Here is an 11,532-nt window from a genome sequence, read left to right as displayed (position 1 = left end):
CCTGTGTGTTGTTGTGTACGCCGGGGGCGCACTTTTTTGTCATGGGCAGAGACGAAAGGGTATTGCCGGGGTGCGTGGTGCTCGACCTGTGTCGGCTACCGGTGTTGTTCGAATCGCCCCTTGTGGACGCAGAGTAGGACGAAGCCTAGGATGTGCGAAAGAGTGAATTTCACTGAAAGAATGATTATTTTCACTTTCATTCATTGAATAAATTTACAGTCGAGAAAAGTGATAATGGATTCCACTGAACGGAATGATAAGAAAAGTGAAGTGGGTGTCGGCGCGGTGTCTCGTCTGTTTGCCGTGTTGCGCAGCCTGGGGGAGACGCCGGAGGGTGGTGAACGGGTGACCCAGTTGGCCGAACGGGTCGGTTTGTCCCAGCCGACCACGCATCGGTTGCTGCGCAGCCTGGTGGACGAGGGCATGGTCGAGCAGGATGGGCGCAGCAAACGTTATCGCCTGAGCCTGGATTTTTTTGCCCTGGCGGCCCGGGCCGGGCAGACCGGCAATCTGCGTGAACTGGTGCGGCCGGCGTTATTGCGTTTGTCGGCATCGCTGGGGGACTCGTTGTTCCTCCTGGCCCGTAGCGGCTTCGATGCGATCTGCCTGGACCGTAGCGAAGGACCGTTTCCGATCCGCACCTTTACCGGCGATATCGGTGGGCGCGTGGCCCTGGGGGTGGGGCAGGGCAGTTTGGCGATTCTCGCCTTCCTGCCGGAGGAGGAGCGGGAAACGGTGATCCGCTACAACCTGCCGCGACTGCGGGATTTCCATCTGTATGACGAAGTGCTGCTGCGTTCGGAAGTGGAGAATGTGCGCAAGCTCGGGTATGCCGGTCGCAATACCGGGGTGCTGCAGGGCATGGCCGGGGTGGCGGTACCGATCCTGGATCGCGAGGGCCGGGCGGTGGCGGCGTTGAGCGTGGCCACCATCAGCGACCGCCTGGGACCGGATCGCCTGCCGACGGTGGTGGAGTTGCTCAAGCGCGAGGCCGCGGCGATCGGGCCACGGATCAATCCGTTTGATCCGTTGTTGCGGCGACCGTCGCAGATATTTGGTACTGCACAGTAGGGGGTTCAGCTTGGAAAATCTTGGGTGGATTTGAGGGCCTCTTCGCGGGCAAGCTCCGCTCCCACAGGACCTCGGTTGTACACGAATTTTGAGTTCTACGCCGATATTGTGGGAGCGGAGCTTGCCCGCGAAGAGGCCCTCAAGAACAGCGAGAACCTCAGCCCCTAGAACCGCGTGGTCTGCTGCAACAGCTGCGCCGCTGGGCTGTCCGCCGGGGTCACCATGGCGTAGTTGTAGCCGCTGCCGGACCAGTACTCGGCCCGCAGTTCACCATCCCGCCGCCCACCGCGCTCCAGCAGATGATTCTGCGGTCCCGGCGGTCGTACGTAGTAGCTGATCCGTTGCCCTTGCGGGTTCTCATACAGCACCATCGCCGCCGCGCCCTGCTCGGTGCTCAGCAAACGTGCACTGACCGGCTTGAACCCGGCGTTCTGCAAGTTCGGCAAGCGGTTGGCCTGGGTGAAATAGCGGTCGAGCCAGCCTTGCAGGTCGCCGCTCTGCTCGACCTTGAAGTCCGCCGGCAAAATGTCCTGGGTGGCGAACATGCGATAGGCCTGCACCGCATCGGCCATTGGCGCAGGCTGCGGGAAAGTCATCTGCCGCGCCTGCCAGCCGCTGACACCACCGATGCTCACGGCAATCAGCAGCACCGCGGCACTGGCCAGGTGCTGGCGGGACTGACCGCGCAGGCGTCGGCGAATCACGCTCGGATCCAGCGCCGGGTTCGCCGGCATCTGCAAGGCACCGCCCAGGGCCGCGCGCAAGTGCTGGGCATCACGCTGCCAGTCGCGGACCTGTTCGGCCAGTTCCGGGTGGCTCGCCAGGTACGTCTCCAGCAACTGCCGGTCGGCATCGTTGAGCTGATGATCGACGTAGGCGTGCAGGTCGCGTTCGCTTGGAGGAATAGTGATCATTTCAATATCCGCAGGGAGGGGCTGGTGATTTCGCCTTCGCTGAGCTGACGCAGGGCCTGGCGGGCGCGGGACAGACGCGACATCACGGTGCCGGTGGGGACGTCGAGAATCTCGGCGACCTCCTTATAACTCAAACCTTCCACCGAGACCCAGAGCAACAAGGCCCGTTGTTCGGTGGGCAGCAGCTCGAAGGCTTCCAGGGTCGACTGGGCCACCACCGTGCGTTCCACCGAGGGCTGGGCATCGTCGCGGCCGGTAAAGAACTCGAGCATCCGCGCATAACGCTTGCCGCGACGGTGGGCGTCGATGAATTGGCGATACAGGATCGAGAACAGCCAGGCCCGCAGGTCGCCCTCGGCACGCTTGTCGCCCCAACTGGACAGGGCGCGCTCCAGGCTGGCCTGGACCAGGTCGTCGGCGCTGCTGGGATTGCGCGTCAACGACACGGCGAAACGCCGCATTCGCGGGATCAATTCACGTAACTGCTCATCGAGATCGTTCATGGAATCCTGCGGGTTTTTAACCAGTCACTACGCTTGGACTAGCAAGACGCCTGGCCTCGAAGGTTATTCCAACGGCCGGAAAATAAATATTCGAAAAATAAATCGGGGCGCCTGGAATAAACCGGGACGGCCTTCGTCTTATAGCTCCTTCACCCTGTGGCCGCCTGAGGCCCTGGAGTTTTTTCATGGTAGATCACACACCACCGCCCCTCAGCGGTTCGAGCAAGGTCTTGCGCCTGGCGGGCATCGCCGCCGTGCTCGCCGTCCTGGTCGGGGCCTTTGCCTATGTCAACGGTCGGCTCGATCCGGCGCGCCTGACCCCCGGACGGATCGTCAATACCTTCGAGAAAAACAACGGCCTGCATGCCGGCTTCAGGCGTAATCATGCCAAGGGCGTGTGTGTGGCCGGGTATTTTGAAAGCAGCGATGCCGCCCGTGCCTATTCCACCGCCCAGGTCTTCCGCGAAGGCAGCGTGCCGGTGGAAGGACGCTTCGCCTTGCCCAGCGGTAACCCTTACGCGCCGGACAGCAGCGTACCGATTCGCAGCCTCGGTTTGCGCTTCACCCAGGCCAACGGCCAGCAATGGCGCACCGGGATGAACAGCATGCCGGTGTTTCCGGTCGGCACCCCCGAGGCATTTTTCCAGCAACTCAAGGCGGCCTCGCCCGACCCGAGCACCGGCAAGCCGAACCCGGCGGCCATGGCGGCGTTCTTCGCCAGCCACCCGGAAACCGCGCCATTCCTGCAATGGGTCAAGACCGCCAAGCCGTCGGCCAGCTATGCCACCGAAAGCTATAGCGGTTTGAATGCCTTCTATCTGGTCGACGCGGCCGGCCAGCGCCAGGCCGTGCGCTGGGGACTGGTGCCGTTGAGCCAGGATGCCGCGGGGGCGACGGCACCGGACGGTGCCGACTTTCTCGCCAAGGACCTGGCCCAGCGCCTGGCGGCAGGCCCGCTGAAATGGCAATTGCGCCTGACCCTGGCCAATCCCGGCGATCCGACGGACGATGCCAGTCGGCAATGGACCGGCGAACACAAGGTGCTCAACGCCGGCACCCTGGTGCTGGAAAGCACCCAGCCCCAGGACGACGGCGATTGCCGCGATATCAACTACGACCCGCTGATCCTGCCGAGCGGTATCGAGGCTTCGGCCGATCCCCTGTTGGCGGCGCGTTCGGCGGCCTATGCCAGTTCCTATCTGCGTCGCACCAGTGAAGTCGGCTCCCTGCCTGCCGCCCATTCGTCACAGGAGTCCCGCCCATGAGCGCCCCTTCGAATCACTTCGCGCCCCTGGCGCGCCTGCTGCATTGGTTGATGGCACTGATGATCCTGGCGATGCTGTTTATCGGTGCTGGCATGGTGGCCTCGGTGTCCGAGCGGCATGAATGGTTGCTGCACCTGCACAAGCCGCTGGGGATTGCGATTCTGCTGCTGGTGGTGGTGCGCCTGCTGGTGCGTTTCAGTACCCGCCAACCGCCGTTGCCGAAAGACTTGCCGGGTTGGCAGGCGCTGGCGGCGAAGCTGTCCCATGTGTTGTTGTATGCGTTGATGCTGGTATTGCCGCTGCTGGGTTGGGCAATGATTTCGGCGGCGGGGGATCCGGTGATGCTGAGCAGTTCGCTGCAATTGCCGGCGATCATGTCGGCCAATCCGACGACTTTTGCCTTTTTGCGCAAGGCCCATGGGTACCTGGCATATCTGTTGTTCCTGACGGTGTTGGTGCACCTGGCCGCGGCGCTGTTCCATGGCTGGATTCGTCGGGATGGGGTGTTGGAAAGCATGGTGCGTGGTAAGGATTGAAGTCATTGGTTGTTCGGGCGGGCCTCTTCGCGGGCAAGCCCTGCTCCTACAAGTTCCGGGTGTACGCAATATTTCGGTACGACTCGATCCTGTAGGAGCAGGGCTTGCCCGCGAAGGCGTCCGTCCCGGCACCACTGATTCAATGGTTTTTCACCACCCTCAGCGACCACCCCCAATACCCCAACGCCAGCGTATTGAGGCCCGCCCCCAACAGACAAACCCCCAACCAACCTGCCCAGGCATACATCGCCGTCGCCCCGATCGACCCCGCCGCGCTACCCACTGAATAAAACACCATATAACCCGCCGCCAGCCGGCTTTGCGCCTGCGGCCTGACGCTATAGATCAGCGTCTGGCTGGTGACATGCAACGCCTGCAAGCCCAGGTCCAGGGCAATCACTCCCAGCAGCAAGGCCCACAGCGACGATTGGGTAAAGGCAATCGGCAGCCAGGACAACAGCATCAGCAACAAGGCGCCGCCGCTGGTCCACTGCGCCCAGCCGCGATCCGCCAGTTGTCCGGCCCGGGCGGCGCCCAGGGCGCTGGCGGCACCGGCCAGGCCGAACAGACCGATCTCGGTATGGGACAGCGACAGCGGCGGGGCGCTCAGGGGCAACACCAATGGCGTCCACAACACCGTCGCGGCGGCAAAGATCAACATCGCCAGCACGGCCCGATCCCGCAGGACCTTTTCCTCCTTGAACAGCGTGAAGACCGAAACGATCAGCGCCCCATACGCCTGCCGTGGCCGGGGCGGCTCGACCCGCGGCAGGGCCCGCCACAGCAGGCCCGCCATTAACAGCGTCAGGGCACCGGACAACCCATAGACCGAGCGCCAGCCGGCCAGGTCGGCCATGCCGCCGGCCACACTGCGGGCCAGCAGCAGGCCGACCACGATGCCACTGGTGACCGCCCCGACCACCTGGCCGCGCTCACCCGGTGCTGCCAGATGGGTGGCGTAGGCCACCAGCACCTGGGTCACCACGGCCAGCAAGCCGACGCTGGCCAACCCGATCAGCAGCCAGGCACTGCTGGGGGCCAGGGCAGTGACCAGCAGCGCCACCACCGAAAGCAGCATCTGCCCGACGATCAGACGTCGGCGGTTGAACAGGTCGCCGAGGGGGACCAGCAACAGCAGGCCCAGTCCATAGCCGATCTGGGTCAGGCTGATCACGATGCCGACGCTGGCAGGGTCCATGGCAAAGGTCTCGGCCATGGCGTCCAGCAGCGGCTGGGCGTAGTAGACATTGCCCACCGACAGCCCGCAGGCAAAGGCGAACAGCAGCACCACCGCGCCGGGCAGGTGTGTGACAGTGTCCAGGGCATGGGAGGTGAGCGGTGCTTCAGATTCCATGATCGGCTCCGGGATTTGTGGTTTCTTTTTGAAACTACTTGTACCCTAGAGTGACTGGTTTTATATTGCAACCACATTTATCGGCGGAGCTTCAGGCCATGGTCAAGCGTTCGAGTCTGGAGGGGGGCGAATGTCCGGTGGCCCGGTCACTGGACGCCATCGGTGATGGTTGGTCATTGTTGATCATCCGTGATGCATTTGACGGCATCCGTCGTTTTGGCGAGTTCCAGCGCAATCTGGGCATGGCCAAGAATATTCTCGCGACGCGACTAAAAAGCCTGGTGGCCCATGGCGTGCTGGAGATCGTCCCGGCATCCGATGGCAGTGCGTATCAGGAGTACGTGTTGACGGCGAAGGGCAAGGGGTTGTTCCACCTGATCATCGGTTTGCGCCAGTGGGGTGAGGCATACCTCTACGAGCCGGGTGAGCGCCATTCAGTGATGGTCGATCAGCAGCTGGGCGCGGCGTTGCGACCGCTGGAGTTGCGTGCCGAGGATGGCCGCTTGCTGGGGCCGGAGGATTGTCGGCGGATTCCGGCGGATGAGGTGTGACCACCGCTGACCTTGAAGTCGACGCCGCTTTTGCAGGAGCCGGCTTGCTGGCGATAGCGATCTGCGGGGCGCCGCCAGAACCTCAGCCTATCGGCTGATCGCCAGCAAGCCGGCTCCTAAAGATCAGCGTGTGGCGGTTATTCGCGGGAAAACCGCTCGCGGCTGTTGCTCAAGTGCGTCCACATCGCTGCCCGCGCCGCATCCGGGTCCTGGCGGCGGATGGCGTTGAGGATCGCCTCGTGCTCCAGGCTGGCGAGTTGGCCCAGTTGCGCCAGGTCGGCATCGCCGCGCTCCGCCCCCGGCACCCGGGTGCGCGGAATCATCGAGCTGCCCAGGTGCAGCAAAATCTCGGAAAAATAGGCGTTGCCGGTGGCTTCGGCGATCAGCAGGTGAAAACGCTGGTCGGCCGCCACACAGCTATCGTTGTTGGCCAGCAGGCTCCGATACTCGTCCAGCGCCGCACGCATCTGCTTGAGGTGCTCATCGCTGCGCCGCCGCGCCGCCAGCGCCGCCGCCTGGGTTTCCAGACCCAGGCGCAGTTCCAGCAGATCGCGCACGCTCAACGCGGTTTCCACATTCAGGCGCAAGCCGTGGGGCTCCTGGCGCTCCAGCACGAAACTGCCGACACCATGATGGGTTTCCACCCAGCCGGCGGCCTGCAATTTGGAAATCGCTTCGCGCACCACCGTACGGCTGACCTTGTGCTCAGACACGATGGCACTTTCCGACGGCAGTTTGTCGCCCGCTTTCAAATGTCCCAGGCGAATCTGCTGGGTCAGATGATCGACCAGGTCATGGGCCAGGTTGGGGCTGCGTTTGCGCCGCGGCGCAGAAGGGGCGGTTTCAGTGTTCATGGGCGTGTCACACAGGAGCGAGGGCAAAGCTTAACACTCGTATGACAAGAGGCGTAGGGGTGGTCGCCAGCATGTATGACAACTTGAAATCAGGAGCGGCTGACTTCGAATGATGGCTTTGGCCAAACATCCCCGGATGATTTTTTTGGGTATTTTAATTTTAAAAAAAGTACTTATAAATCAATTATATATATATTTTTTTGAATGATTTTACGTTCAGCATCGGTCATTTGTCCCAGGAAACCCCCGCAGGAGCACTTGTTGAGCTATTTTTCTACTCGTATGATGACTGTCGACTGGCTCGTCTGATCCAGCACCCCCGCACACAAAAATAACCCGTGGGAGACCTGTCGTGAACAACACCCTAGATCCGTCCGCAGCAGCGGAACGCGATTCCCTGCTGGCCGTCGCCGTGGCGAAGGTCAAGCGCCATGTGCTGCCGCTGTTCGTCATCATGTTTATCGTCAACTACATCGACCGGGTGAACATCGGTTTCGTGCGCACGCACCTGGAACACGACCTGGGGATCGGCGCCGCCGCCTACGGGTTTGGTGCCGGATTGTTCTTTATCGGTTATGCGCTGTTCGAAGTGCCGTCCAATATCCTCTTGCAGAAGGTCGGCGCACGGCTCTGGCTGACCCGCATCATGTTCACCTGGGGATTGGTCGCCACGGCCATGGCCTTTGTCCAGAACGAAACCCACTTCTACATCCTGCGTTTCCTGCTCGGGGTGGCCGAGGCCGGCTTCTTTCCCGGGGTGATCTACTACTTCACCCGCTGGTTGCCAGGGGTCGAGCGCGGTAAGGCGATCGCCATCTTCCTCAGCGGCTCGGCCGTGGCCTCGCTGATTTCCGGTCCGCTGTCGGGGGCCTTGTTGCAGATCGAAGGCTTCGGCTGGCACGGCTGGCAGTGGATGTTCGTCATCGAAGGGCTGGCGTCGGTGGTGCTCTGCGGTTTCACCTGGTTCTGGCTCGATTCCTCTCCCAAGGACGCCAAGTGGTTGAGCGTCGCCGAACAGCAACGGTTGGTGCAGGTCATCGAGGATGAACAGCAGCAGCGCGACGCCTCGATGCCGGTCAAACCGTCGATCTGGAGTCTGCTCAAGGACCGCCAGATCCTGCTGTTCTGCGTGTTGTATTTCTGTATCCAGCTGACCATCTATGCCGCCACTTTCTGGCTGCCGAGCATCATCAAGAAGATGGGCCAGATGAGCGACCTGCAGGTGGGCTTCTTCAACTCGATTCCCTGGCTGATCTCGATCATCGCCATGTATGCCTTCGCGGCTGCCTCGGGCAAGTGGAAACACCAGCAGGCCTGGGTCGCCTCGGCCCTGCTGATCGCGGCGCTGGGGATGTTCATGTCCACCACCGGCGGGCCGATCTTCGCCTTTGTCGCGGTGTGCTTCGCGGCCATCGGCTTCAAGTCCGCCTCGTCGCTGTTCTGGCCAATTCCCCAGGCCTACCTGGATGCGCGCATCGCCGCGGCGGTAATTGCCCTGATCAACTCCACAGGCAACCTCGGCGGCTTTGTCGCGCCGGCCACCTTCGGCCTGCTGGAGGAGCGCACCGGCTCGATCCAGGGCGGCTTGTACGGCCTGGCGGCGGCCTCGGTGATCGCCGCGATCCTGGTGTTCTTTGCCCGGACCCAGCCCAAGCCGACCCAGACATTACCGGGATCGGTCAGCCCGGCCCTGAACAAATCCCATTGAAGACTGCGGTTGAACACAGGTACGAATCATGACGACAAACACTCTCCACGCGGCCGGCCAGGCCCCCGTCATCACTGGCTTGCAGGTCATCCCGGTGGCCGGCCACGACAGCATGTTGCTGAACCTGAGCGGTGCCCACGGCCCGTTTTTCACCCGCAATATCGTGATCATCACCGACAGCAGCGGCCGCACCGGCGTCGGTGAAGTGCCGGGAGGCGAACGTATCCGCGCGACCCTGGAGGACGCCCGCTCGCTGTTGCTGGGGCAGTCCATCGGCAACTACCAGAAGCTGCTCAACGAGGTGCGCCGCACGTTCGCCGAACGCGATGCCGGCGGTCGTGGCCAGCAGACTTTCGACCTGCGGATCACCATCCATGCGGTGACGGCACTGGAAGCCGCGCTGCTCGACCTGCTCGGTCAGTTCCTCGGCGTACCCGTGGCAGCCTTGCTGGGCGAGGGGCAACAGCGTGATGCGGTGAAGGTGTTGGGTTACCTGTTCTATATCGGTGATCGCGGCAAGACCGACCTGGCCTACCGTCACGAAGCCGAGGCGGATGACGCCTGGTTCCGCCTGCGTCATGAAGAGGCGATGACCCCCGAAGCTATCGTCAAGCTGGCTGAAGCCGCCCAGGCGCGCTACGGCTTCAATGACTTCAAACTCAAGGGCGGCGTGCTCAGTGGCGCGGCGGAAATCGAAGCGGTCACGGCGCTGGCCGAGCGCTTCCCCCTGGCACGGATCACCCTTGACCCCAACGGCGCCTGGTCGCTGAAGGAAGCCATCGCCCTGTGCCGTGATCAGCATCATGTGCTGGCCTATGCCGAGGACCCTTGCGGTGCCGAGAACGGCTATTCGGGTCGTGAAGTCATGGCCGAGTTCCGCCGGGCCACGGGCCTGCCGACGGCGACCAATATGATCGCCACCGACTGGCGGGAAATGGGCCATGCGATTCAGTTGCATGCCGTCGATATTCCCCTGGCCGATCCGCATTTCTGGACCATGCAGGGCTCGGTTCGGGTCGCGCAGATGTGCCATGAATGGGGGCTGACCTGGGGGTCGCACTCCAACAACCACTTCGATATTTCCCTGGCGATGTTCACCCATGTCGCCGCTGCCGCGCCGGGTGAGATCACTGCCATCGACACCCACTGGATCTGGCAGGACGGTCAGGGCCTGACCCGGGATCCGCTGCAGATCGTCGACGGTTTTATCCAGGTTCCGCAAAAGCCGGGGTTGGGCATCGAACTGGATATGGACGCGGTGGCCAAGGCCCATGAGTGCTACAAGAACATGGGCCTCGGTGCCCGCGATGACGCCGTGGCGATGCAGTTCCTGATTCCCGGCTGGTCGTTCAACAACAAGCGCCCGTGCCTGGTGCGCTGAGGCCTATTCGGGGCTGAACAGGGTCACGGCGACGATCTGCTCGCCGTCGACGCGTACTTGCAACACGCTACGGAGGCCTTGCTGTTCATGCTCTGTCCTCCGTGAAAAAGTAGGGTTCGCGCGTCGACGTCAGCAGGATATCGACGGGTGGACACCTAGCCAATCCGTTGGAAAATGCTCCCGGGAAGCGAGGTTTTGCCACTAGAGTGGCGGGTCTGAAAGCAGAATTGCGGAGAGGCTGCATGCCAACGTTTTACGATGCGCGCGGGAATATCTATGCCGTGGCCAGTCCTGGGGAAGTGCGGGCATTGGGTCTGGATGTGCCGACGAATGCCGCGCAGGCGGCGCTGTCACGCCAGGACTGGGCGCTTGAGGCGGTGGAGGCACTTTGTGGCTGGGGAGGGCAGGTGCCTGCGCGAGGTGGCAAACACCATCGTTCCGATGGCCTGCTGGTCGGGCCGTTCCAGAGCGAAGCGCCGTTCGACCTGTTGATTATCAATACCGACGGCACCCTGGCCGAGCGCAGCGGCAACGGCTTGACGATTTTCGCCCAGGCGCTGACCGAGCAGGGCTTGATGCCGGTTCAGGGCGCTTGTCTGTTGCGGGTTCATCACGATCAGCCGGGGGGCCTCTCTCCGGTCGCCACCTTGGTCGAGCCGGCGCAGGTCGAGGATCAACAGGGGTTCTGGCTGGACCTGGGGAAACCGGCGTTCGGCCCGGAGGCAGTGTCTGCCCGGCGTGTCGGTGAGGCGCAGTTGAATGGCCGCCAGTTGAGCCATGTCGCACAGTTGTCGAGTTTGAACGCCGGCTGGCAGCGCAGCCAGTTTGTGCGTATCGGCAATCCGCATTGCGTCACCCTGGTCGACGAGCCGACGTTGCTACCGAGCAACGCACAAATGGGCGAGTCGGCCCTGGAGCCTGGCCTGACCCGCATCGCCTTTGCCCCACCGACCGGTGCCGGCGAACCCTGTCCGGCGGGAGTGAATCTGCAATGGGCAACCTGGGTGGCGCCGGGACAATTGCAGGCCCGGGTGTTCGAGCGCGGTGAAGGACCGACGGCGTCTTCCGGCACCAGTGCCAGCGCGGTGGCCTGTGCGGCCTGGCGGGTCGGTTGGGTCGAGGCTGGCGAAGTCCGGGTCGGCATGCCGGGCGGCACGGCGCCGATCCGTCTGGTGGCCCTGGACGACGAGTTGCAGAGTGTCCACCTGTTTGGCGCGGCCCGGCGTCAATCCTGAGGCCGACATCGAGACCAGAAAAAGCCCGCCCTGCGCAGGCCTGTTCGGCCCTTGTCCGACCCTGGCGGTTTTGGCTTGATGAGTCGACAGGGTGGAAGGCCGACGAGCGCCTTGCCCTGGTCGGCCCGTGAGAACGGGTCCGAATTTCCGACTCGTTTAA

The 11,532-nt window shown here is 62.9% G+C and carries 11 protein-coding genes; 7 read left to right on the top strand and 4 right to left on the bottom strand.

Annotated elements, in window-relative coordinates; all coding sequences use genetic code 11:
- Window positions 1–231 precede the first annotated feature (231 nt).
- Window positions 232–1,071 carry an IclR family transcriptional regulator gene (locus HX830_RS21125; RefSeq protein WP_177102608.1) on the top strand — a complete coding sequence of 280 codons (840 nt, stop codon included), beginning with the start codon at window positions 232–234 and terminating at the stop codon, window positions 1,069–1,071.
- 164 nt (window positions 1,072–1,235) lie between these two features.
- Here HX830_RS21125 and HX830_RS21120 read toward each other — a convergent pair whose 3' ends face one another.
- The gene (locus tag HX830_RS21120; protein ID WP_177102406.1) at window positions 1,236–1,985 is read right to left on the bottom strand and encodes an anti-sigma factor family protein; all 750 of its coding nucleotides are present in this window, start codon (window positions 1,983–1,985) and stop codon (window positions 1,236–1,238) included.
- On the bottom strand, window positions 1,982–2,488 hold the full coding sequence (locus tag HX830_RS21115) for an RNA polymerase sigma factor (protein WP_152737351.1): 507 nt from the start codon (window positions 2,486–2,488) through the stop codon (window positions 1,982–1,984). Before HX830_RS21115 ends, HX830_RS21120 begins: the two co-directional genes overlap by 4 nt.
- Window positions 2,489–2,673: 185 nt before the next feature.
- On the opposite strand from HX830_RS21115, the gene HX830_RS21110 reads away from it, so the two are divergent.
- Both HX830_RS21110 and HX830_RS21105 read left to right on the top strand, forming a co-directional pair.
- Entirely contained in the window at window positions 2,674–3,753 is a 1,080-nt protein-coding gene (locus tag HX830_RS21110) for a catalase family peroxidase (RefSeq protein WP_177102404.1), read from the top strand.
- A complete protein-coding gene (locus HX830_RS21105) occupies window positions 3,750–4,289 on the top strand; it encodes a cytochrome b (RefSeq protein WP_103497857.1) in 540 nt (179 codons plus the stop codon). Before HX830_RS21110 ends, HX830_RS21105 begins: the two co-directional genes overlap by 4 nt.
- Before the next feature lie 139 nt (window positions 4,290–4,428).
- Here the strand turns inward: HX830_RS21105 and HX830_RS21100 are convergent, their stop codons facing one another.
- Complete coding sequence (locus HX830_RS21100) at window positions 4,429–5,643, bottom strand: MFS transporter (protein ID WP_177102402.1); 1,215 nt, start codon at window positions 5,641–5,643, stop codon at window positions 4,429–4,431.
- A gap of 98 nt (window positions 5,644–5,741) precedes the next feature.
- Here HX830_RS21100 and HX830_RS21095 point away from each other — a divergent pair, with 98 nt between their 5' ends.
- Window positions 5,742–6,194 (top strand): winged helix-turn-helix transcriptional regulator, encoded by a 453-nt coding sequence (locus HX830_RS21095; RefSeq protein ID WP_177102400.1) that lies wholly within the window; start codon window positions 5,742–5,744, stop codon window positions 6,192–6,194.
- A 137-nt stretch (window positions 6,195–6,331) separates the two neighbouring features.
- Here HX830_RS21095 and HX830_RS21090 read toward each other — a convergent pair whose 3' ends face one another.
- The gene (locus HX830_RS21090; RefSeq protein WP_103497862.1) at window positions 6,332–7,048 is read right to left on the bottom strand and encodes a FadR/GntR family transcriptional regulator; all 717 of its coding nucleotides are present in this window, start codon (window positions 7,046–7,048) and stop codon (window positions 6,332–6,334) included.
- Between the two features lie 352 nt (window positions 7,049–7,400).
- Here HX830_RS21090 and HX830_RS21085 point away from each other — a divergent pair, with 352 nt between their 5' ends.
- The 3 genes from HX830_RS21085 (at window position 7,401) to HX830_RS21075 (ending at window position 11,372) form a co-directional block, all read left to right on the top strand.
- Window positions 7,401–8,756 (top strand): MFS transporter, encoded by a 1,356-nt coding sequence (locus HX830_RS21085; RefSeq protein ID WP_103497863.1) that lies wholly within the window; start codon window positions 7,401–7,403, stop codon window positions 8,754–8,756.
- Window positions 8,757–8,784: 28 nt separating this feature from the next.
- Window positions 8,785–10,137 (top strand): glucarate dehydratase, encoded by a 1,353-nt coding sequence (gene gudD / locus HX830_RS21080; RefSeq protein WP_152737355.1) that lies wholly within the window; start codon window positions 8,785–8,787, stop codon window positions 10,135–10,137.
- 242 nt (window positions 10,138–10,379) lie between these two features.
- Window positions 10,380–11,372 carry a diaminopimelate epimerase gene (locus HX830_RS21075; protein WP_177102398.1) on the top strand — a complete coding sequence of 331 codons (993 nt, stop codon included), beginning with the start codon at window positions 10,380–10,382 and terminating at the stop codon, window positions 11,370–11,372.
- The last annotated feature ends 160 nt before the right edge of the window (window positions 11,373–11,532 follow it).

Source organism: Pseudomonas gingeri (genome assembly GCF_013385425.1).
Taxonomy (GTDB): Bacteria; Pseudomonadota; Gammaproteobacteria; order Pseudomonadales; family Pseudomonadaceae; genus Aquipseudomonas; species Aquipseudomonas gingeri_D.
This window is presented reverse-complemented; position numbering and strand designations above follow the sequence as displayed.

What these genes read in the sequence shown, in the direction of transcription:
- HX830_RS21110 (WP_177102404.1), top strand. Translation starts at nt 2,674, where the DNA reads ATGGTAGATCACACACCACCGCCCCTCAGCGGTTCGAGCAAGGTCTTG.
- HX830_RS21095 (WP_177102400.1), top strand. Translation starts at nt 5,742, where the DNA reads ATGGTCAAGCGTTCGAGTCTGGAGGGGGGCGAATGTCCGGTGGCCCGG.
- HX830_RS21090 (WP_103497862.1), bottom strand. Translation starts at nt 7,048, where the DNA reads ATGAACACTGAAACCGCCCCTTCTGCGCCGCGGCGCAAACGCAGCCCC.
- HX830_RS21105 (WP_103497857.1), top strand. Translation starts at nt 3,750, where the DNA reads ATGAGCGCCCCTTCGAATCACTTCGCGCCCCTGGCGCGCCTGCTGCAT.
- HX830_RS21115 (WP_152737351.1), bottom strand. Translation starts at nt 2,488, where the DNA reads ATGAACGATCTCGATGAGCAGTTACGTGAATTGATCCCGCGAATGCGG.
- HX830_RS21100 (WP_177102402.1), bottom strand. Translation starts at nt 5,643, where the DNA reads ATGGAATCTGAAGCACCGCTCACCTCCCATGCCCTGGACACTGTCACA.
- gudD (WP_152737355.1), top strand. Translation starts at nt 8,785, where the DNA reads ATGACGACAAACACTCTCCACGCGGCCGGCCAGGCCCCCGTCATCACT.
- HX830_RS21120 (WP_177102406.1), bottom strand. Translation starts at nt 1,985, where the DNA reads ATGATCACTATTCCTCCAAGCGAACGCGACCTGCACGCCTACGTCGAT.
- HX830_RS21075 (WP_177102398.1), top strand. Translation starts at nt 10,380, where the DNA reads ATGCCAACGTTTTACGATGCGCGCGGGAATATCTATGCCGTGGCCAGT.